21 protein-coding genes and 1 tRNA gene are annotated in these 21,126 nt (G+C 64.0%); 7 read left to right on the top strand and 15 right to left on the bottom strand.

Annotated elements, in window-relative coordinates; genetic code table 11:
* Nucleotides 1–15: 15 nt before the first annotated feature.
* On the bottom strand, nucleotides 16–729 hold the full coding sequence (locus tag HMPREF1316_RS11675; RefSeq protein WP_021727271.1) for a TetR/AcrR family transcriptional regulator: 714 nt from the start codon (nucleotides 727–729) through the stop codon (nucleotides 16–18).
* Nucleotides 730–857: 128 nt separating this feature from the next.
* The gene (locus HMPREF1316_RS11670) at nucleotides 858–2,618 is read right to left on the bottom strand and encodes an AMP-binding protein (RefSeq protein ID WP_021727242.1); all 1,761 of its coding nucleotides are present in this window, start codon (nucleotides 2,616–2,618) and stop codon (nucleotides 858–860) included.
* A gap of 555 nt (nucleotides 2,619–3,173) precedes the next feature.
* Between HMPREF1316_RS11670 and HMPREF1316_RS11665 the strand changes: the two genes are divergently transcribed.
* The gene (locus HMPREF1316_RS11665; RefSeq protein ID WP_084620980.1) at nucleotides 3,174–4,370 is read left to right on the top strand and encodes a cation diffusion facilitator family transporter; all 1,197 of its coding nucleotides are present in this window, start codon (nucleotides 3,174–3,176) and stop codon (nucleotides 4,368–4,370) included.
* A gap of 27 nt (nucleotides 4,371–4,397) precedes the next feature.
* Here HMPREF1316_RS11665 and HMPREF1316_RS11660 read toward each other — a convergent pair whose 3' ends face one another.
* From HMPREF1316_RS11660 to HMPREF1316_RS11625, 8 genes are all read right to left on the bottom strand, one after another.
* Nucleotides 4,398–4,670: an NAD(P)-dependent oxidoreductase gene (locus tag HMPREF1316_RS11660; RefSeq protein WP_198009686.1), complete on the bottom strand. Its 273-nt coding sequence runs from the start codon at nucleotides 4,668–4,670 to the stop codon at nucleotides 4,398–4,400.
* A 37-nt stretch (nucleotides 4,671–4,707) separates the two neighbouring features.
* A complete protein-coding gene (locus tag HMPREF1316_RS14580) occupies nucleotides 4,708–4,860 on the bottom strand; it encodes an HD domain-containing protein (RefSeq protein WP_021727270.1) in 153 nt (50 codons plus the stop codon).
* A 78-nt stretch (nucleotides 4,861–4,938) separates the two neighbouring features.
* Entirely contained in the window at nucleotides 4,939–5,289 is a 351-nt protein-coding gene (locus HMPREF1316_RS14575; RefSeq protein ID WP_021727295.1) for an HD domain-containing protein, read from the bottom strand.
* A gap of 51 nt (nucleotides 5,290–5,340) precedes the next feature.
* The gene (locus HMPREF1316_RS11650; RefSeq protein WP_021727252.1) at nucleotides 5,341–6,276 is read right to left on the bottom strand and encodes an aldo/keto reductase; all 936 of its coding nucleotides are present in this window, start codon (nucleotides 6,274–6,276) and stop codon (nucleotides 5,341–5,343) included.
* A gap of 111 nt (nucleotides 6,277–6,387) precedes the next feature.
* Nucleotides 6,388–7,014, bottom strand: coding sequence for a 1-deoxy-D-xylulose-5-phosphate synthase N-terminal domain-containing protein (locus HMPREF1316_RS11645; protein WP_415752651.1), 627 nt, complete (start codon nucleotides 7,012–7,014; stop codon nucleotides 6,388–6,390).
* 155 nt (nucleotides 7,015–7,169) lie between these two features.
* Nucleotides 7,170–7,805 (bottom strand): RdgB/HAM1 family non-canonical purine NTP pyrophosphatase, encoded by a 636-nt coding sequence (rdgB, locus tag HMPREF1316_RS11635; RefSeq protein ID WP_021727244.1) that lies wholly within the window; start codon nucleotides 7,803–7,805, stop codon nucleotides 7,170–7,172.
* Between the two features lie 22 nt (nucleotides 7,806–7,827).
* Nucleotides 7,828–8,598: a ribonuclease PH gene (gene rph / locus HMPREF1316_RS11630; protein WP_021727288.1), complete on the bottom strand. Its 771-nt coding sequence runs from the start codon at nucleotides 8,596–8,598 to the stop codon at nucleotides 7,828–7,830.
* 56 nt (nucleotides 8,599–8,654) lie between these two features.
* Nucleotides 8,655–8,730 (bottom strand) — tRNA-Val (locus HMPREF1316_RS11625).
* A 132-nt stretch (nucleotides 8,731–8,862) separates the two neighbouring features.
* Here HMPREF1316_RS11625 and HMPREF1316_RS11620 point away from each other — a divergent pair.
* Nucleotides 8,863–9,792, top strand: a complete 930-nt coding sequence (locus HMPREF1316_RS11620) for an HAD hydrolase family protein (RefSeq protein ID WP_021727207.1) — start codon at nucleotides 8,863–8,865, stop codon at nucleotides 9,790–9,792.
* A gap of 14 nt (nucleotides 9,793–9,806) precedes the next feature.
* Nucleotides 9,807–11,384 carry a Mur ligase family protein gene (locus tag HMPREF1316_RS11615; protein WP_021727260.1) on the top strand — a complete coding sequence of 526 codons (1,578 nt, stop codon included), beginning with the start codon at nucleotides 9,807–9,809 and terminating at the stop codon, nucleotides 11,382–11,384.
* Between the two features lie 250 nt (nucleotides 11,385–11,634).
* On the opposite strand, the gene HMPREF1316_RS11610 is transcribed toward HMPREF1316_RS11615, so the two are convergent.
* The 4 genes from HMPREF1316_RS11610 to HMPREF1316_RS11595 form a co-directional block, all read right to left on the bottom strand.
* The gene (locus HMPREF1316_RS11610; protein WP_021727206.1) at nucleotides 11,635–12,141 is read right to left on the bottom strand and encodes a hypothetical protein; all 507 of its coding nucleotides are present in this window, start codon (nucleotides 12,139–12,141) and stop codon (nucleotides 11,635–11,637) included.
* A 306-nt stretch (nucleotides 12,142–12,447) separates the two neighbouring features.
* Nucleotides 12,448–14,334: a hypothetical protein gene (locus HMPREF1316_RS11605; protein WP_021727263.1), complete on the bottom strand. Its 1,887-nt coding sequence runs from the start codon at nucleotides 14,332–14,334 to the stop codon at nucleotides 12,448–12,450.
* A gap of 77 nt (nucleotides 14,335–14,411) precedes the next feature.
* Nucleotides 14,412–14,696 (bottom strand): hypothetical protein, encoded by a 285-nt coding sequence (locus HMPREF1316_RS11600; protein ID WP_198009685.1) that lies wholly within the window; start codon nucleotides 14,694–14,696, stop codon nucleotides 14,412–14,414.
* Nucleotides 14,697–14,841: 145 nt separating this feature from the next.
* Entirely contained in the window at nucleotides 14,842–15,225 is a 384-nt protein-coding gene (locus HMPREF1316_RS11595; protein ID WP_040652448.1) for a hypothetical protein, read from the bottom strand.
* A 445-nt stretch (nucleotides 15,226–15,670) separates the two neighbouring features.
* Here HMPREF1316_RS11595 and HMPREF1316_RS11590 point away from each other — a divergent pair, with 445 nt between their 5' ends.
* The 4 genes from HMPREF1316_RS11590 to HMPREF1316_RS11575 all read left to right on the top strand — a co-directional run bounded on the left by HMPREF1316_RS11590 (nucleotide 15,671) and on the right by HMPREF1316_RS11575 (nucleotide 20,158).
* Nucleotides 15,671–16,372 carry a response regulator transcription factor gene (locus HMPREF1316_RS11590; protein WP_021727216.1) on the top strand — a complete coding sequence of 234 codons (702 nt, stop codon included), beginning with the start codon at nucleotides 15,671–15,673 and terminating at the stop codon, nucleotides 16,370–16,372.
* Nucleotides 16,369–17,343 (top strand): sensor histidine kinase, encoded by a 975-nt coding sequence (locus HMPREF1316_RS11585; RefSeq protein ID WP_021727245.1) that lies wholly within the window; start codon nucleotides 16,369–16,371, stop codon nucleotides 17,341–17,343. Before HMPREF1316_RS11590 ends, HMPREF1316_RS11585 begins: the two co-directional genes overlap by 4 nt.
* A 165-nt stretch (nucleotides 17,344–17,508) precedes the next feature.
* Entirely contained in the window at nucleotides 17,509–18,252 is a 744-nt protein-coding gene (locus HMPREF1316_RS11580) for an ABC transporter ATP-binding protein (RefSeq protein WP_021727284.1), read from the top strand.
* A gap of 1 nt (nucleotide 18,253) precedes the next feature.
* The gene (locus tag HMPREF1316_RS11575; protein WP_021727179.1) at nucleotides 18,254–20,158 is read left to right on the top strand and encodes an ABC transporter permease; all 1,905 of its coding nucleotides are present in this window, start codon (nucleotides 18,254–18,256) and stop codon (nucleotides 20,156–20,158) included.
* Between the two features lie 271 nt (nucleotides 20,159–20,429).
* Here the strand turns inward: HMPREF1316_RS11575 and HMPREF1316_RS14570 are convergent, their stop codons facing one another.
* Nucleotides 20,430–20,576: a hypothetical protein gene (locus HMPREF1316_RS14570; RefSeq protein ID WP_198009683.1), complete on the bottom strand. Its 147-nt coding sequence runs from the start codon at nucleotides 20,574–20,576 to the stop codon at nucleotides 20,430–20,432.
* Between the last annotated feature and the right edge of the window lie 550 nt (nucleotides 20,577–21,126).

Raw genomic sequence — 21,126 nt, 5'->3', positions numbered from 1 at the left:
GGCCCCAGGTCCATCCTATGCGTGGCGCACCCCCTCCCCCGGGGGCGCGACCGTCCCCTCCGGCCCCCTTTCCCCACCGGCAGCCGAGCGCTCGGCGCGCACGATGAGCGCGAAGACGCCACCGCGATCGAAGCGCACCATCGCATCGATCTCACGCAGGGCCTCCTCGTGGTCGAGGGGGTGCGTGAGGAGGTGGATGATCATGTCGATCTGCTGGTGCGACATCCAGTGGCAGAGGTAGTCGTCCACGCCCACGTAGGGGGTTTCCCGCAGGGCCTCCCGTCCCACGAGGCTCCGCATATGGGTGGCCAGCATGTCCGCCACCTGGTCGAAGAAGTCCCGCACGGGCGGCTGCTGGCGGTTGTTGAGGAGGATGTCCCTCACGTCGGGACATCCCTCGATGGTGTCGTACACCGCTGCGACAGCCCTGAGGTCCTCCTCGACGGAAAACACCGGGTCGGAAAGCCCGCTCGTCCAGTCCACGGAGAGCTCTGCGGCGTGATGGCGGGCGAGCACCGCGAGGAGGTGGCCCGTCACGGGCTCGAGCACGCTGCGGAACAGCTCCTCCTTGCTGCCGAAGAGCGAGTAGAGCGAGCCGGTCGAGGTGCGCGCCTTCGCACAGATGTGGTGCAGCGACGCCCGCTCGTAGCCGAGCTGGGCAAACTCGCGTGCCGCCGCGGCGATGAGCCGCTGCCGCACGCCCGCGCTCTCCTCGGCCGTCCTGCGCATGGCCCACCTCCCCTTCGCATCCCCGCATCATCCTGTCCTGCCGTACGCGGCTTATTGTAACACTGTTTTTCCATGGGACCAGGGGAGGGCGCGCCTCTCCGAGCAAGGGGCCCGACACCCGTCCGCGCCTAGAGCAGACCCCTCTGCGCGGACCGCTCGTCACGCTCGCGGATCTCGGCGCGCCTGATCTTGCCGTTGACGGTCTTGGGCAGCTCGTCCACATAGTCGATGATGCGCGGGTACTTGTAGGGGGCCGTCTCGCCCTTGACGTAGTCCTGCAGCTCCCTGGTGAGGGCCTCGCTGCCCTCGACGCCCTCAACGAGCACGACGGACGCCTTCACGGCCAGGCCGCGCACCTTGTCGGGCACGCCCGTGACGGCACATTCGCGCACCTCGGGACGCCGGAGCAGGATGCTCTCGATCTCCGTCGGCCCGATGCGGTAGCCCGACGAGTTGATGACATCGTCGATGCGGCCCACGTACCAGAGGTAGCCGTCGCCGTCCCTGCGCGCGGTGTCGCCTGTGTGATACCAGCCACCGTGGATGGTCTCGTGGGTCTTCTCGGGATTGCGGTAGTACTCCATCAGGACGCCCGCGGGCGGGTCGTTGTGGTCGTAGCGGATGCAGATCTCGCCCGTCTCGTCCTCGTCGCACTCGGTGCCGTCGGGACGCAGCACGCGCACGTCAAACAGCGGCACGACCTTCCCCATGGAGCCGGGGCGCAGCGTGGAGTTGTTGAGGTTGGCGACGGTGAGGGGCGTCTCGGTCTGGCCGAAGCCCTCGTAGATGGAGAGCCCCGTGCGTTCCAGCCAGAAGTAGAAGAGGTCGGGGTTGAGCGCCTCGCCCGCCGTCGTGCAGTACTTGAGCGACGAGAGGTCGTGCGTGCCGAAGTCCGTCCGCTTCATGAGGCGGTACATCGTGGGCGGGCAGCACAGCGTGGTCACGCGGTAGCGCGGGATGAGATCGAGGATCTCGTCCGCGTGGAAGCGATCGAAGTCGTAGGTGAGGACGGCCGTCTCCATGGTCCAGGACCCGTAGAACTTGCCCCATACGGCCTTGCCCCAGCCCGTGTCCGCGATGGTGAAGTGCAGGCCGCCGTCGCCCGTGACGTTGTGCCAGAGCTTGGCCGTCACGGTATGGGCCAGCGCATAGGTGCCGTTGTGCAGCACCATCTTGGGCTCGCCCGAGGTGCCGGACGAGAAGTACATGATGAAGGGCTCGTGCACGCTCATGGGCACGCGCTCCCAGCTGCTTGCCGCCGCACGGACACCCGTGTTGAAGTCCACCCATCCCGGCCGCTTGCTGGCCAGCTCGCAGACGTGGTCGGGGTCGGAGAGCCAGGCGTCCCTATCGCTCGGCCGACCACCGTTGCCCATGCCGGCACCACCGCCGTTGACGATCATGCGCACCTTGAGGTCGGGGCAGCCATCGGCCACGCCATCCACGATGCCGGCCACGTCCCCCTTGTCCGTCACGATGCACGCCTTGATGCCCGCGGCCCTGAGACGGTACTCCATGTCGCGCCCGCGCAGCATGAAGGTGGCGGGTACCAGGACCGCGCCGATCTTGTGCAGCGCCACCGCGGTGAACCAGAACTGGTAGTGGCGCCTGAGGATGACCAGGACCATGTCCCCCTTGTGGATGCCCTGGCTCATGAGGAAGTTGGCTGTCTTGTCGGACCAGTACTTGATGTCGGCGAACGAGAAGCGGTGCTCCTCGCCCTCGGGGTTTGCCCAGACCATCGCGGGCCGGTCGGGCTCGACCGTGGCGATGTCGTCCACGATGTCATAGGCCCAGTTGAAGTTCTCCTTGTAGTTGAGGCTGAGATGGGTGATCTCACCCTTGAAGTTCCGTGACCCAGACAGGTACTTCTCGGATATGTAACGCACGCGCATGTCCTTACTACTCGAATGATCAGTACACGAACGACGTGCTTGGAATCACGTGCTGGCGCTGAGTATAGTCAGACAAACACTTTGTCGCGCCATGAGAGGGCATCTACGCAATTCCGCTGCATTTCTCGCCCTGGGTGCCCGAACGCCCTGGCGCAGGTGCGCGGCGGGGCGTTTCATGATGACGTGGCTGCTGACCAGCGAAATTGTCGGGAGCACCCTCCAGGTGCGCACACCTCGCAGAGCCTTGTACTCCGGGGCGTCTCCATGTCCCGTCGCGTCGTCGTGAACAGCGCGATGCCCAGAGCCGCATAGTTCAGCTTCCCAAACCAGGGCAGCGCGAGGGGCCCGCCTTGTCGGCCTCGCAGCGCTGGGCCGCATGCATGTATGAATTCGGGATGCCGCCGCCTCCCGCAGCAGGACGGGCCTGCAGAGCGGGTATAGAACTACCCTGGACACGCGGGGCAGCGTCCCGCGATACGAGGATGGCTTCTGGGATGCGGCGCCACCCGGCACGACGCCATCGGCGGGCGGCACCATAGGGAGAGGACAATGACCGGAACGCAAGGGAATGCCGTGGGGGTCACGACCGAGAAGGTCGACGGCCGCATCATCGAGGAGGGCGCCGCGTCGCGCGGCGCGCAGGTCGTGCGCGTGAGTGTCGTCGGCATCGTGGCAAACCTCCTGCTCGCGACCTTCAAGGCGACGTTTGGCCTGATCGCAAACTCCATCGCCATCGTGCTCGACGCCGTCAACAACCTGTCGGATGCCGCGTCGTCCATCATCACCATCGTGGGCACCAAGCTTGCCGGCAGGCAGCCCGATCGCAAGCACCCCTTTGGCTACGGGCGCGTCGAGTACCTCACGACGGTCATCATCGCCGTCATCGTGCTGTGGGCGGGCATCACCGCCGCAACCGAGTCCATCCAGCGCATCCTCTCCCCGGAGCTGCCCGACTACGGTGCGATGACGCTCGTGGTCGTCGCCGTGGCCGTGGTGGCCAAGGTCGTGCTGGGCCTCTACACGCGCGGGGTCGGCCGCCGCATCAACTCCGGCTCGCTCGTGGCCTCGGGCACCGATGCCCTCACGGACTCCATCCTCTCCGCGGCCACGCTGGTCGCGGCGCTCGTCTTCGTCTTCACGGGCGTGAGCCTGGAGGCGTGGTTGGGCCTGGTCATCGCCATCGTCATCATCAAGGCGGGCGTGGACATCCTGCGCGAGGTGCTCTCGAAGATCATCGGTGAGCGCGTCGATGCCGATCTCACGCGCACGGTCAAGCAAACGGTCGCGTCCGTCAACGGCGTCGACGGCGCCTACGACCTCCTGCTCGAGGACTATGGCCCCGACACGCTCTGGGGCAGCGTGCACATCGAGGTGCCTGACGAGCTGACGGCCAACCGGATCGACGAGCTCACACGCACGATCGAGAGCAAGGTCTACCGCGAGTGCGGCGTCGTGCTGCACACGGTGGGCATCTACGCCCGCAACGAGGGCGGTGCCCTGGCCACCAAGATCCGCCACGACGTCTACGACATCGCGTACGCCAACGACAACGTGCTCGAGGTCCATGGCTTCTACGTGGACGAGGAGGCCAAGTCCATCCGCTTCGACCTCGTGGTGAGCTTTGACGCGCCGGATCGCGAGGAGGTCGTCGGCAAGGTCAGGGACATCCTCAAGCGCCGCTATCCCAACTACACGTTCCAGGTGGCCCTGGACTCCGACATCAGCACCGAGGCACAGGGGAGGTAGCCCCGCCATCACGCAGGCGCGGGACACCTACCGTGCGACGACGTTGCGCAGGGGCCGTCCATCCCTGTAGCGGGCGACGTTGTCCAGGGCGATGCGCACCACATACTCCCTGGTGACGGGGAGATGGAAGAAGCCACCCACATGCGGCGTCACGACGAGGTTCCTCGTGCTCCACAGGCGGGAGCCCTCGGGCAGCGGCTCCGGGGTGGTCACGTCGAGCGCCGCACCCGCAAGATGGCCCGCGTCCAGCCCCTCGCACAGGGCCTCCTGATCGACCAGGTCCCCCCTCCCCGCGTTCACGAGGCTCGATGCACCGTGCAATTGGTAGGAGGCACGCTCAGACGGTGAGGCTCATCTCCTCCGAGAACTCGTCCAGGAATGCCAGAAGGAAGGCGTGGCGCGACTCCGCGAGCTTCCTGCCCATGTCGGTGTTCATTTCGTCCACCAGCAGCAGGAGCTTTTCGTGAAAGTGCCGAACGGAGGACTCCATGCCCCTGCCATGTGCGCCGCCGTACGCGAATGCCCTGGCAATCCCGATGGCACCGATGGCGTCAAGCCGATCGGCGTCCTAGACGATCTTCCCCTCGATGGTGCTCGGCCTTCTCCCCCTGTTCTGGCTGAACGACACAGAGTTGATGGCCTCGCAGATGCGCTCGACCTTGTCCGGGTCCACCTGCACCCCATCGAGAAACGCGCGGGCGTTTGCGTTGCCCCTCGTCAGGAAGAGCTTGTGGTCGTCGACGTCATGCAGGATGGCCGCCAGCGCCACCACAAAGGCATCGCTCGAAGGCTCATTCCTCGCGATGAGCATGGCACCTCTCCATACACGCAGGGAGTGTCCGAGGTCGTGGCCGCTCGCATCCTCCTCGAACAGCCTGCTTGCATAGTCGATGGCCTCGTCGATGATATGGTCAGCCATCCTGCCTCCGTCCGTGACGACTATCTTCGGCCTGACCGGTACCCCCAAGGCCTACGGCAGCTGGCGGCCCGCCGCGAGATAGAGCTCGTACCACTCCTCGCGCGTAAGCTCGAAGTCGCAGGCAGCCGCCGAGAGCCGCACGCGCTCGGGCTTGGTGGTACCGATGACGGCCTGCATCTTTGCCGGATGGCGCAGGACCCAGGCGATGGCCACGGCCGTGGGGCTGGTGTCATGCTCGCCGGCGATGCGCTCGAGGCTCTCGTTGAGCGCGGCATAGGAGGAGTCGCCCAGAAAGACGCCCTGGAAGTAGCCGTGCTGCATGACCGACCATGCCTGGATGACCTGGTCGTGCAGGCAGGCATACTCGAAGATGCCCCCGTCGCGCATGGGCGAGGCGTCGTTCTCCATGTTGACGTTGAACGCGCCCTCGAACGCGGGCGCGAATGCCACGGACAGCTGCACCTGGTTGACGACAAGCGGAAATCCGATGTAGTGCTGCAGGCGCCCCATCAACGCGGGATTCTGGTTGGAGACGCCAAAGTCGAGGACCTTGCCCTGGTCGTGCAGGGTCTGAAAGGCATCGGCGACCTCCTCGGGCACCATGAGGACGTCGGGGCGGTGCAGCAGCAGCGAGTCGACGTGATCGGTCTGGAGGCGCTTGAGGCTTGCATTCACGCCCTCGATGATGTGCTCCTTGGAGAAGTCGAAGTACGTGAACGTGGGATCCTCGTGACGGCGGATGCCCACCTTGGTCTGCAGCCATACGCGATCGCGCAGGCCACGGTTGGCGGCAAAGGTGTCGCCCAGGATCTCCTCGCATAGGCCATCCCCATAGATGTCGGCGGTGTCGAGCGCGTTGACACCTGCGTCCAAGCCCGTCTGCACCAGTTCCGCCACCTGAGTGGGCGTCATCTCGCCGATGCGCATGAGACCCAGGATGACCTCAGACACCTTCACCCTTCGCGTACCGAACGCTACGTACCGCATGAGCCCTCCTCCCTGGCCCGTAGGACCTGTTGACGTAAGCATAGGTCCCGTCGCTCGCAGACTCAAGTCCCGGGAGTGACGGACAGGGGGCTTGTACTTGAGGGATGTCGCTCAAAGTGCGCACGCAATGGGATTCTGGAGGCCTCCAACTGGGCAAACGCCGCGCGGAATGCATATGAGATGCATTGCGTGCGCACTTTGGAAGGGTGGGGCCACGTATCGGTCTTCCCGGAGCGGCAACAGGCAGTGCCGCACCATGCGGCGAGAGATGCCGCCATGGTTCTCCGCGATGGACATCTGGTTGTCGTTGAACACGATGATGAGACTGCTGTTCAGCTCGCCGCCGGCAACGTCCAGGGCCTCGAGCGCCTCGCCGCCAGAGAGGGAACCGTCGCCGATGACGGCGATGACGTTCTCGGTGCCGCCCGTCAGGTCGCGGGCCTTGGCCAGGCCCAGCGCCAGGCTCACCGACGTGGAGGCGTGGCCCACCTCGAGGAGGTCGTGGTCGCGCGGCGAGTCGAACACGACGTGCAGGGCGACGGTCGCCTCGATGAGGCCAAAGTTGGCGCCAAAGTGGCCGCCATGCTTGCTGGCCGCACGAGCAGGGCGGAGCGCAGCTCGTCGGCCAGGCCCTTGAGGCCAGTGGCGTCGAGCCTCTTGACGTCCTCGGGGGAGTTCACGTTCTCCAGGTACATGGTCATCCTCCCGAGTCTCTTCACGGAAGTACGGGCGTGACATGCCCGGGGAGGGCTGGCGCCATACCGAAGCACCGGGAACGCGCAGGACTCCAGGCACGAGCCTACCGAGGCGCGCCGCTTGGCGAGGGCGCCGCACAGCGGGAAGGCAACCCCGTGGGGGGCGTCGCTGCCTGAGGTGTCACAACGTCTTGGCGCCTACAGCTTGGCCGCGAGGTCCTGCAGCGCGTGGAAGCGGTGGCTGATGGCGTTCTTCTCCGCCGGCAAAAGCTCGGCCATGGCCTTGCCGGGCGTGTCGTCGGGATGGAACAGTGGGTCGTAGCCAAAGCCGTTCGTGCCCACGGGCGCAAAGCCAATGGAACCGAGGCAGTCCCCCTCGCCGGACAGCACCTCCTCGCCGTCCTCGTCGCGCTCGACGAGGACGATGGACGAGTGGAAGTGCGCGCCGCGGCCCTCCGGGGGAACGTCGGCCAGCTCGCGCAGGAGCTTCTCGTTGTTGGCGCCGTCGTTGCCATGCTCGCCCGCCCAACGCGCGGAGTGGATTCCCGGCGCGCCGTCGAGCGCGTCCACGCAGAGGCCCGAGTCGTCGGCGACGGCCATGACGAGACCCGTCGCGTCCAGCGCGGCACGCGCCTTGATAAGGGCGTTGTCGTGGAAGGTCTCGCCGTCCTCGACCGGATCGGGATAGTCGCCCAGTTCGCCGAGGGCAACGAAGCGCACGCCCTCCATCACGGGCGTGATGATGGCCTCTATCTCCGTCACCTTGTGCGCGTTGCCCGTGGCCACCACCACGGTGTGCGCGGGGTCGAGCTCGTTGATGTCGACGTGTGCCATGGATGCTCCTTGGTCCTATGCCCTATCGTCCGCCGAGTGCCCGCTCGCCCTCGTGCCCGACCGCCTGACGCTGCAGCCCCAGCAGCTGGCGGATGCCCTCTTGTCCCAGGTCGAGCAGGACGTCGAGCTGGGGGCGACCCAGCGTCGCGCGCTCGCCGGTGCCCTGCACCTCCACGATCCGGTCGTCCTCGCAGCCCACGAGGTTCATGTCCACCTCGGCATGGGAGTCCTCGGGATAGTCCAGGTCGAGCAGTGCCTCGCCGCCCACGTACCCCATGGAGATGGCCGCCACCTGTCCCGTGAGCGGGCTGCGCTTGAGCGCGCCCTGCTCGAGCAGCGCCGCCACGGCGTCGTGCAGGGCCACCCATGCCCCGGTGATGGCCGCGGTCCGCGTACCGCCATCCGCCTGGATGACGTCGCAGTCGCAGATGATGGTGAGCTCCCCCAGCCTTCGCAGGTCGACCACGGCGCGCAGGCTGCGCCCCACGAGCCGCTCGATCTCCATGGAGCGACCCTTGCGCTTGGCATGCTCGCGCGGGCTGCGGCGGTTCGTCGAGGCGGGCAGCATGGCGTACTCGGCCGTCACCCAGCCGGCGCGCTGGCCCCTCCGCCACGCGGGGACGCCCTCCTCCACCGTGGCGCTGCACAGCACGCGCGTGTCGCCGAACGCTGCCAGGCACGAGCCATCGGCGTTCTTCATCACGCCAGGGGTAAGCGTGACGGGACGCAGTTCGTCCGCCGCGCGACCACGGCTGCGCTCGCGTCGTCCGGAGGCGTCTGGGCTGGTTGGCATGGGCTCCTCGCTTTGAAAAAAGGACGCCACGGCCGTGACGTCCGGATGGGTGAACGTGGTGGGCGGTGAGGGATTCGAACCCCCGACCTTGTGCGTGTAAGGCACCTGCGCTCGCCGCTGCGCCAACCGCCCGTGCAGATGGAGTGTATCACAGCCCCTCGCCAGGTCCGCACGAAGGCCCGCAGGGGCACGGTGTCGTACTATAAGAAAGGTTGTGACGTTCGCCACGCACCTGGTTCCCTGGCCCCTCAGGAAAGGACCCCTATGCCCGCACTCTCGCTTCCCACGTTCCCCCGCTCCTCGAGCGCGCTGCCCGACGACCTCCGCCAGCAGCTGGGCAGGGTGCGCCACATCGTGACCGACCTGGACAACACCATGGTCAGCCATGGCACCGCCCTGACCAACGCCGATCGCCAGCCCTCGTTCGAGCTGCCCCAGACGCTCATGACGCTCAGGGAGGCGGACATCGACGTCACACCCTGCTCGGGCCGCAACCGTGCCATGATCCGCGAGGATGCGCGCATGCTGGGCCTCACCAGCTGGATCGGCGAGATGGGCGGCGTCCTGTGCACGCACGAGGGGGCCAACGCAACGTGGGAGTACTTCACGGCCGAGATGCCCTACGATCCCGACTGCGATCTGACGCCCCACGACCTGATCATGGAGACGGGCATCGTGGACCGCCTGCTCGCGCGCTGGTTCGACTCGCTGGAGCTCTACAACGACAACGGCATCGGCTACCAGTATCGCGAGGTGTCCGTGGCGCTGCGCGGCGCCGTGGTGGAGGACGAGGCGCAGGCCATGCTCGACGAGACGAGCCTACCCCTCGAGCTGGTGGACAACGGCCTCGTGACCACCATAACGGGCCCGACCATCCTGCCCGCCTTCGAGGACGGCACGGTGGAGGACGTCCACACCTATCACCTCAACCCGCGCGGGCTGGACAAGGGCACGGCGCTCCAGCGCTATATCGAGCTCATGGGCTGGGATCCCGCCGAGGTCATGGCCTGCGGCGACTCGCCGGCGGACTGCACGATGGCACCGTATGTGGGCACCTTCCTCATCATGAGCAACGGCATCAGGAACCCCAAGGTGCAGGCCGCACTTGCCACCGCAGGCAACGCCTGGGTGTCCAGCGCGCCGTCCGTCGACGGCTGGTGCGAGGCTGCCCGCACGCTCGTGGCGCTGCGATAGCGGGAGGGCCGTCCATGGGTGAGATGGCACGGACTCACACGACGCTGGGCGACCTGGCACGCCAGCTGGCGGACGAGGGGCTTGCGACACCGCGCACGGCGCTCTCCGCCGAGGAGCGGGCGCTGGCGCTGACGGGTGCCGACTGCGACTCCCGCGTCATCCGTCCGGGGCATCTCTTCGTGTGCAAGGGCACCCAGTTCAAGACCGCGTACCTCACCAAGGCGCTCGAGGCGGGCGCCTGCGCCTACCTGTGCGACGAGTCGCATGCGAACGAGCTGGCGGCCGCCGCGCCCGGCGTGCCCGCCCTCGCCGCGCCCGATGACCGGCTCCGCCGTGCCATGGCCGTCGCCTCCGCGGAGGCTTGGGGCCACCCCGACCGCGCGCTCACGGTAGTGGGGCTCACGGGCACCAAGGGCAAGTCCACAACGGCCTACCTGCTGCGTGCCATCCTGGCGGAGCACGTGGCCACAAGGGTGTGCGGTGCGACGCCGCCCGCCCAGGGCGTGGGGCTCATCGGCTCCATCGAGACCATCGACGGCGTCGGGAGCGGCGAGTCCGTCAACACGACGCCCGAGGCGCCCGACCTGTGGCGGCACCTTGCCACCATGCGCGATGCCGGGCTGCGCTATGCCGTGATGGAGGTCTCCAGCCAGGCGCTCAAGTACCATCGCGTCGACTGCCTCAGGCTGGACGTGGCCGCGTTCACCAACATCGGCGAGGACCACATCTCGCCGCTCGAGCACCCCACGTTCGAGGACTATTTCTCCAGCAAGCTGCGCATCTTCGAGCAGGCGCGGCGCGCCGTGGTCAACCTGGATGCCGACCACGTGGAGCGCATCCTTGCGGCGGCGCACGGCTGCGAGAGGCTCCTGACCTTCTCCCTGAGGGGGCGCGATGCGGACGTGTGGGCGCGGGACGTCGAACCCTCGTTTGGTCACCTGCACTTCTGGGTGCATACCCCCAGCTGGGAGGGCAAGGCCGAGCTCGGCATGCCCGGCTCGTTCAACGTGGAGAACGCCCTGGCGGCCATATGCTGCGCCGAGTACCTGGGCATCCCGGCCGACGAGACCGTGCGGGGACTCGCACGCACGCGTGTGCCCGGCCGCATGGAGATCGTGGACGCGCCCGAGCTGGGCCTCACGGGCATCGTGGACTTCGCCCACAACAAGATGGCCTTCTCGCGCCTCTTCCCGGCCGTGCGACAGGAGTTCCCGGGATGCAAGGTCATCGCGGTGTTCGGCGCCACGGGCGACAAGGCCGTAGAACGCCGCCGCGAGCTGCCCGCCGAGGCGGCCCGCTGGACCGACCGGCTCATCTTCACGAAGGATGATCCCGGGTTCGAGCGCGTGGAAGACATCTGCCGCGAGATGGCGGCGTCCACGCCCGCGGGAACGCCCTACGAGATCGTGCCCGACCGTGCCGAGGCCGTGCGGCGTGCCGTAGACCTTGCGGCGGACGACCCCACACACGTGGTGGTCTGCGTGCTGGCGCGCGGCACCGAGGGGTCCCAGCACGAGCGCGGCAGGCTGGTGCCGTCGCCCCTGGACGCGGACCTTTTGGCCGCGGCGATCGAGGCCAGGCGGCGGGCGTAGACCGACGCGCGGCGACGTACGTTTCGTGCACCATAACGACGCCATGTGGGTGCCTTTCGCTGCGTGTGGGTGCCTTTCTCCCGCAGACGGCCCACAAAACAGCAGGTCGCTGGAGACGGCTCCGGGAGAAAGGCACCCACACGAATCGATTGGCACCCACAGGGAAGCAAATCGCACCCACACGAAAATCACACCCACACGTCCCGACAAGCGACCGAACGACCGCAGACGCCGCAGGTTCGTCGTGCAGCTACTTGTCCAAGGAGAGGCTCAACTGCTCGAACGCCTCCTGGGCGGACTCCTGCGAGACGGTGTTGGTCAGCACGATCACCGTGTGCGAGTCCTTGACCTTGATGAAGTAGTCCCACTCGTTGCCATTGACCGTATACGAGAAGTACTCGTTGCCGTCCTTGGTCGTGCCCGCCTGGTAGTCACTGGTGCCGCCAGCAGAGCGCTTGCCCAGCTCCTGGTAGTGGTCGTACGCACTCTCCTCGGCAAAGAGCCCCTGGGTCTCCGTGTCACCGTCCTTCGCGATAGTGAACTTGGAATTGTCGTCGCTCGTCTGAAGGTCGAGCCCGCCCTTCGACGTGTCCAGCTCGACCTTGATGCTGTCGCCCGTGGAGACGTTGAACGAGTACGACTTGGAGGAGTGGCAGCCCGCGAGAAGGACGACGACGAACGCAAGCGGGAGAAGCGCGGCAAGGGTGGCCACCAGCCTGCCGATCCTCGCGTGCCTTGTACTGGTGCCTATCATCATGACGCTTCCTTTCCATGGTAGTCGGATCCCGCAGTGCTCACGCTGCCGCACGGTGACAAGGGCATCGCACCGCGAGCGCACGCGTCCGCACTCAAGCGTCCCTGTCCGTCGCGCCACCTTGGAGAATCCGATAACAATAGTGACGATCCGTCATTATAGGCGTTGGATATCTCCGTGACCGCATCGGGGCCGTTTGCGACTCTGTCTGACGAGCGGAAGGTGGTAAGCATATGGGATGCTCTCAATCAGGAAACCCAACACATCCTGAATGGCAGAGAACGACATCGTGCTTCTTGCCCAGCCTCATCATCCGCCGTTCTTCACGTCGTCCCATATCTTTTGCATGTTGTTCGCCGAGGAACCAGGGGCCGCGTCGTTGAGCCAGTCCGTATATGTTTTATCTGGCTTGGAACTACCAGGATTGGAGGGGTCAGGCTGAGAATGATCCTCTGCCCATGCCTCATATTGTTCCCATGCCTTCGCATACGCACGCTGCTGTTCCTGCGTTGGCGAGCCAGCCTGTACAGCTACGCCATCACCATTGGCCACGACGCCACCCCTACCACCATGAGCACCGTCACGGAAGGTTACGTCAGCGTCTGTGGAAAGATCATTCACATTTCCGATAGTGATAAGTTCCTTATTGGCATCCTGGGTCTTATAATATTCTGCCAGCCCATCTACACCCGCCTTGGCAAAAGTGAGACCTATTCCTGCCATACTCGTACTGGATACCCCCTTGCCAAGAGCGCTTAAGATACTATCCGCTGAAGACTGGGCATCAACAGGAAAACCAAAGCCCGTAATCCCTGAAAAAATTCCCTTGCCCGCTTTGGCAATAGCCTTATCCTTCGGATCTTCAAGTCCCTGCTCAGCGAGATAGACTGACATTTCATCGGCATTGACATCAGGACTCGAATCATATGTGGCATGCGACTCGTAGTCATTGCCAAACGCGATTGTCTCCAAATGAAAAGAATCAGGTATAGCTTTATCCTGCTGTTTGTGGGTTGGCGTATACCTTGAGAAGGAGACCTGGATATTCGAATCAAAGTGCGGGGCCTGTTCATACATGGCATCATATTCAGCGGACCTGGTATAGGCGGGACTCATTATAAGTGCCATGGCAGTAGCGTCACAGGAATTTATTCTGTCCCTCGGGATACCAACAGGCAAATAGCTATCATCTGCCCAGCTAGCAAGCGCAATTTTGAAACCAGGAAGCTGTGTAAAGGTTGCTGTATATGTTGTCGCACCGCTGATTCCACTATATGGTGGCATTACATCATGGCTTATATCCTGACCTGTCTGTTGATACCCAAGATTCAAGAATGCGTTGAGCGGTCCATTGTCGCCGGCTTGGGCCCTTGAAATGAGATCTGCATAAATCATCCCCAATGCCCGTTTCTCGGCATCCGTGAGATTGTCCTTGCCGAACAACTCCCTGACCTTATCGGCATTGATCTCCCCGTTTGGCATGAGGTCAGCTCGAATCTGTGCTGCATCATATGCATCGTTCACGTTGCTGTAGCGGCCATCCTGGCCATCGGCCCACGACATATCCCCATAGCTACCATTGGAGATGCGATTCGCTATGGCATTGGTTGCCGCTTGTAGCATACTGTTGGCAAGCGTCTCGGCCTCTCCATACATCTCATTCACAGCCGTCTGGTATGTCGCCACGCTATCGATGGCCTCCTGGTTGGCTTGGATAATTTGATTCTGAGCGTCGATAAGCCCTTGGTAGTAATCTTCTGTAGCCTGTAGCTGCGAATCTCCAAAATTGCTGCCGGTAGTACCGCCTCCAGACGTACTCAAAGCTTGCGACCGCTCCCCGTTGATGCTTGTTATCTCGCTTCGAGCATCATCTATGCGTTGCTGACACCTGGCAGTATTAACCGTGTTGTCATCCGCAAAATCCTTGACCTGCGTCATCGCACCACGGTTTGCCTCATCGGCAGCAATAATCCGCTGGAAGAACACGTAGTGCGCCTTCGCTATGGTCGCCCTACCGTTCACAAGATCACGAAATGCCTGGTACCCATCGCCAGTCAGGCCAAAGCCCTCGGGAGAGAAGTTTGCCATGGTGTCAACCTGCTTCTCAGCCTTGGATGATTCATCATTCAGCGCATTGATCTCGGTGTTTAGGCGATTGTTGAACTCGTTCTTATCAATTCTTATTCCATCTCCCATTGAGAGACCCCCATCAACCTACGACAGCCCCAGATTGGTCATGCCGAACCTATCTTGTTCATGTGGCCGCCTCCGTCTTATCCGCTGTCCACGCCAAGCATGCGGGCTGCCGCCTGCGCATCGACATCCTCGAATGCGGAGGCCGCGTCAACAACCGCCCCGGCATCGGCATCAATCAAATCGCTCCATGCGTGCAGGGCATCGGTCACTGTTCCATTGAGGGCATCATGATCAGCGTTCCCCGACACAGGGGCCGCGACGGCACCATCTCCCAGACCGCTGCCATCACTGCCGCCCTCCCCCAGGTTCTGCAGGGAAAAGTCGAGGTAGTCACCGAGACTATTTCGCAAGGTCGATGCCACATCGTCAGCTGACACGCCATTCGAGTTGATTCCTCCGCACATGACTGCTCACCTTTCTCCCCAAGGCTCCGTTTCTCGACGCGTGGCTCTCGTGCGACACTGCGCTAGCCCATACACCTATAGAACCTGCCACAACGTCACGACCTCAGCGCCCTTCCTCAGATCTGAAAAGCGCGCGCTTCCTAAGGGCGTACTCGTCATCCAGACGATCGATGCTCCTCCGGTCAGCCACCTCCTCTTCCTCGAGACTGACGATCTCGGACTGCATGCTCCGCCTTGCCGCCGCACCTTCCATCTCTATCTTCCATAGTGTCTGTCCCAGCTCGACGGCTGTGTCGCCGGAAAGGTTCCTCATGGTGTAGTACAGATCGTCCTCAGTGCGACGGCCAGTGGCGTCCATGCGGTATGTCTGCTCTAGAAGCTCCTCCTGACGTCTGTGCTTCTCCCGCACTCCCATACTCAGCTGTTCACGCTGCGACCGATACAGTCTTTCGAGTTCAGATATGGACCGTACATCATGCAATTCCACGACGTCCTCCTCCCTTGTCCGTAGAACCTCATTCCTAACTGGACAGAGTGCAAAGCAGACAGGGAATATGATGTGCTCTCACTATTTCGAGAGTTGGGATGGACCCAGCACACTCCTTTTCCCGACGAACATGGTGGCACCTACGCCCAAGGTCCTGCGATGCGGCATGCCGACCGGTCCAACCGCCGTCATGCCACCACCAGAGGGGGCTCTTCTCCGTTGGCATGAGGACCTCGCCTCTTCTGATATGTTACTTGCTCACATCTTCACCGTCTGAGCTGTCGCATGTTTCTAAGTCATCTGTATTCTTATATTTCGCATAACATTTAAGCGTTTCCTAATAGCATCGCTCGTCTCCACCCGCCAACCGCGCCCCTGGTTAACCCTTGCCCAATGCCCGCGCACCGGCGAGAATTGACGGGTCAAGCGAACGAAAGGCCTGCCGATGCGCCCCATCCTCATCGTAGAAGACGACACCGCCCTCGCACGGCAGGTCTCCGGCCTGCTGGAACGCTACCGCTACGCATGTCGCGTCGCGGAGTCGTTCGATGACATCGACGCCCAGGCCCGCACCATCGACCCCGCGCTCATCCTGCTCGACGTGAACCTGCCGAGGTATGACGGCTTCTTCTGGTGCCGGCGCATCCGCGAGTCCTCTCGCGTCCCCATCGTCATGGTATCGGCGCGCGATGCCGCCTCCGACCAGGTGCGGGGCATGGAGGCCGGCGCCGACGACTACGTGACGAAGCCCTTCGACCTCGACGTGCTGCTCGCCAAGGTCCAGGCGCAGCTGCGGCGCAACTACGGAGAGCTCGCGCCCGCCACATCGGAGGTGGCATCCATCGAGCGCGATGGGCTCGCCTTCTTCCCGGGGCTCCTCAAGGCCGAGTACCACGGCGTCTCGGTCGAGCTCTCCGCCATCGAGGCGAGCCTCTTCGAATGCCTGCTGAGGTCCTACCCGCAGACGGCACGTCGCGGCGACCTGTACATGGCCGCCTGGGACGACGAGGGCTTCGTGGAGACCAACACCCTGAACGTCAACATCCGCCGCCTGCGCGACCGCTTCGCCGAGGCCAACATCCCCGTCGAGATCAGGGTCGTGCGCAGCGTGGGCTACCGGCTCATCATCGGCAGGGACCGGTCATGAGGCTCTTCCTGAGGGACCATCTCGACGTCATCGCCCTGTTCGCCTTCGAGTCCGTGACGCTCGCGCTCGCGTTCCACTTTGCCCAGGGGTTCGCCACGGCGGGCGGCGTCGCGTACTTCCTCCTCGTCTCGACCTTCGTGCTCGTCGTGTTCCTCACTGTGAGGTTCCTGCGCAAGCGCGCCCTCTACGAGAGCCTCGAGGGGGACCTCGATGACATGGAGTCCCTGATCGACCGGCACAGCACCGACCCCGTGGCCGAGGCGTACATCGTACGCAGCCGCGACGCGTATCGAAGCTACCAGCGTCGCCTGAACGAGCGGGACGACGCGATGCTCCGCTGGCGGACGCACGTCATGCAGTGGGTGCACCAGATGAAGACGCCGGTGAGCGTCCTGCGCCTGATGGTGCAGAAGGATCCCGGGCGCACCGACTCGTTCGACGCGCTGTGCGAGCTCGACCGTCTGCAGGGGCAGCTCGACCTGATCCTGGGCCTCGTGCGCATGGACCGGCTCGCATCGGACCTCGCCGTCGAGGAGGTCTCGCTCAAGGACCTGGTCGATGGCGTCATCGCGAAGGATCGCCGCCTCTTCGTGCAGAGGGAGGTGTTCCCGACGTCGAGCGTGGACGCGTCGCTGCACGTGCGCACCGACGGCAAGTGGCTCGCGTTCGTGGTCGAGCAGGCACTGCACAACGCCGTGAAGTACTCGGATGTGGGGTCCACGGTCGAGGTGGGGGCAGAGGCAACGGCGGACGGCGTGACCCTGCACATCACGGACCACGGCATCGGCATCCGCAAGCGTGACCTGCCGCGCATCTTCGACCTGTACTTCACGGGGAGCAACGGACGCGACCACGACCAGTCGTCAGGCATCGGACTCTACGTGGCAAAGCGCGTGCTCGATGGGCTTGGGCACCACATCGAGGTGGAGTCAGAGGTTGGCCGCGGAACCCGCGTGAGCATCACGCTCTGACGGCCCTTGGGTGCGCGCGAGGTCGCTGTCATGCCGTCGCATCGGCAGCCGTAAAGGTGACATCGTAAAGGTGACAGGACCCGTCATCTTTTGTCACGTCATTCGATGGCAGCGCCACGTCCCGTTCCGTACGCTTCTTGCATCGGATCAGAAGGGAGACCAATCATGACGATCCTCACCATTGACCATGCAAGCAAGATATACGGCACCAACGTGCAGGTGCGTGCCGTGAACGACCTGTCCATGAGGATGGAGGAGGGCGAGTTCATCGCCATCATGGGCGCCTCGGGATCGGGGAAGTCCACGCTGCTCAACCTCATCTCCGGCATCCTCCCGCTCAGCTCGGGCGAGATCCGCATCGGCGGACGCGACATCTCGCATCTGAGCGAGTCCGAGGCCGCCGAGTTCCGCCGCAACGAGCTCGGCTTCGTCTTCCAGGACTTCAACCTGGTGGACACGCTGACCATCCGCGAGAACATCATGCTCCCGCTCATGATGCGCCGCATCCCGCCCGCACGCATGAATACCGTGGCAGAGAGCATCGCCAAGAGCCTTGGCATAGGGGAGGTCCTCGACAAGCGGACGTACGAGGTGTCGGGAGGCCAGGCCCAGCGCGCCGCCATCGCCCGCGCCATCATCCACAACCCGCACCTCCTCCTGGCCGACGAGCCCACGGGCAACCTCGACTCGGCTGCTGCCGAGAGCGTCATGCACATCTTCGCGGACCTCAACGCATCGCGTGGCACCTCCACCATCGTCGTCACGCACGATGCCAAGACCGCATGCTTCTGCACGCGCGCCATCTTCATCAAGGATGGCCGCATCCTGGAGGCGCTGTACCGCGAAGGTGACAGGCAGGCGTTCTATGACGAGATCCTGAACGTCCTCAAGTTCATGGGGGCGAAGTGAGATGAGCTTCTTCAGATTCGCCCTCAACAACGTCCTGCGCGACAAGGAGAGCTACGTCGCGTTCTGGCTGAGCAGCGTGTTCTCGGTCGTGGTCTTCTTCGTGTTCTCGGCCAACATGAACCACCCCCAGCTCGCGCAGAGCGAGAGCGTGCAGGACATCATGCGTCTCGCGATTTCCTTCATCTCCGTGTATTCGCTCGGGTTCCTGGGGCTCTCTCTGAGCGCCTTCCTGAAGCGCAAGCGCCGCCTGTACGGGGCTCTGCTCACGATGGGCATGAAGAGGCGCCAGGTTGAGCTGTCCATCGTGCTCGAGAGCCTTCTGATCGGCGCAAGCGCCATCGCCGCAGGCCTCGTCATCGGGCTCGTCTTCGGGCATCTCATGGTCATGCTGATGGCGCGCATCATCCGCGTGGAGGACGTCGCGTACCAGTTCCCGGCAACGTCCATCGTACAGACCGCCGTCACGTTCGCCGTCATCTTCCTCGTGGCGAGCGCGATGCAGGCGCGTGGGATATGCAAGCGCCCCATCGTCGAGCTGCTCGCCGCCAAGGCTGACGAGAGCCGCGACATGCGCTTCTCGAAGCCCCTTGCCATCCTGGGCATCATCCTGCTCGCCTGCGGTTGTGGCACCTGCTTGTTTGGTGTCATCCCGCCCGTGCGCATGTTCCTGAACCCCTACGACGTGCTCGCGAGCGTCATTCCCTGGTTCATCATCGCGAGCACGCTTACCGGGCTCTTCCTCGTGTACCGCCAGTTCTCGTTCCTCGCGCTCGCACGAGTCGCACGTTCGCGCTACTACCTGGAGAACGGCAACGCCATCTGGGTCTCCGGCCTGCGCGACAGGCTCAGGGGATCGGTCATGACGATGTTCGTGTCAACCGTCATGCTCGCGATGTCGTTCAGCGCCATCATCGTCTCGCTCGCGCTCGTCACGACGGTGCGTGCGGACATCACACAGGGCATTCCCTTCGCGATAGGGTACTTCTCGTACGGCGACAACGTGCGCGAGGCATCGGACATCGACGAGATCGAATCGCAGCTCGATGCGAATGGCGTAGCGTATGCGGAAGACTCCTACGACATGCTGCAGGCTGAGAAGACCATCTTCGGGACCAAGTTCATCGCCCAGAGCGCGTACGAGCGGCAGTCGGGCGCGACGCTCTCGATCGAGGACGGCCAAGCGGTCAGCATCTCCGGAGCGTCCGAGCACGAGGGCTCGGTCGAGGGGCCGGAAGGTCGATCGTTCGAGGTCATCGGCACGTCCGCACCCGTGCTCGACAACGCGAAGCGCTTCGGCAGCTACGTCGTGACCGATGCCGACTGGCAGCGACTGCACGATGCGGGTAGGTTCGTGAACGTGCGAGTCTTCACCTTCGACGTGGACGACGAGGGCCAGGCGCAGGAGGTGCGCGCGGCATGCGAGAGCGTGCGCGAGACCATCGGGGTGGGACTCGCCAACGGGGACAACTTCCTCTTCATCCCCCGCATCGAGACCATCGTCCTGCAGGAATACGCCTACGAGATGAACACCTACATCGCGCTCATGCTCTCGGTCATCTTCATCGTGGCATCGATCAGCCTCATCTACTTCAGGCTGCTCTCCGACGTGCGCGAGAGCCTGCCCGTCATGCGCAACCTGAACCGCATGGGGCTATCCGTCGCGCAGGTGCTGCGCATCCAAAAGCGCCAGCTCCAGGTGCTGTTCTCGCTGCCGATAGGCTTCGCGGTCGTGCTGACGGGCTTCGCGATGGCGTTCCTCATCAGCATCGGGTCGGCGAGCGCACACATCTTCGTGCGCATGACCGCGACCATGGTACCACTGCTCGCCTTGGAGGTCGTGCTCTTCGCCGTGCTGAACGCCCGCTTCAGCAACCAGGTGAGGGCCTTCATCCGCCCACAGGACTAGCGATCCCCGCGGTGTCCCACGGTGCCCCACAGCCAAGGGGCACCGTGGGTGCCTTTCGCTGGCTGTGGGTGCCGATTCCACTTGGTCACGCCAAGACGTGGGTCCCGCCGGCGGAGCGTCCCCGTCAGCCGAGCATCCCCTCCGCGGTCACGACGTGAAGGTCGTCCCTCGCCCGCGCCTTCCCCCTCGTCCCCCATGGAGTTTCTGATGGACGAGAAGGACGGAACCTTCCAAGTCGAGATGACCTGCGGCGACGTGGCTCGCGCCCCAATCACCTCACCCAGCTGTCTCTGATGGCCCCCATCTCCCTGGATATCGCGTCAGCGTCACGACAGGCATCGATGACGGCGGCGCTGAAGGTCGAGACCCAGTGGTTCAACGCCTCAACGCCGTCCTCCTGACTCACCCAGTACTGCATGTCGCACAGGCAGGTATGACATTCCCCGGCGTTCGTGGCAAGCACCAGGGAGATGGGTGGGACACTCCCCCGGGCCGCACCCCTGCAGAGCTCCCTGTGGATAACGCGGAGGGATTCAATGTCGAGGGACGACACTTAGCTCGCCAGCCTCACGCTGCGTTTCATAGGATGGATGTTTTCCGGCGCGACAGCGGCACGCCAACCGCTCCGGAGGTTCGTGGGATCGAATTCGCGAAGCTCAGCACGGGCGAGTCGCCTGGCCCCAATCTCAAGCCCCCCAGTCCTGCCTGACGCGACGGCGTCAGTGCGAAGCAGGAGACGAGCCATTCCTTCCGTATTTGCATGTGTCTGTCATCGCAGCTCGGCCAAAGCGCATTCTGCTCGAGTCACGTCGTTTACGACGTCAGAAGAATCCTCAGTCCAAGCTCGGACAGGAGCGTTGGCTCATCCCATTCGTAAGAGCCTCCCCTATGCCCCCCACGTGAGATTTGCGTAGGGTCCGGCTCCCAATATGCCTGCTGAACTCCAAGGCGAACGATTCATTCGATAA

Source organism: Olsenella profusa F0195 (assembly GCF_000468755.1).
GTDB classification, from domain to species: domain Bacteria; phylum Actinomycetota; class Coriobacteriia; order Coriobacteriales; family Atopobiaceae; genus Olsenella_F; species Olsenella_F profusa.
Note: the sequence above shows the minus strand (reverse complement) of the source record. Positions and strands in the feature narration are given on the sequence as shown.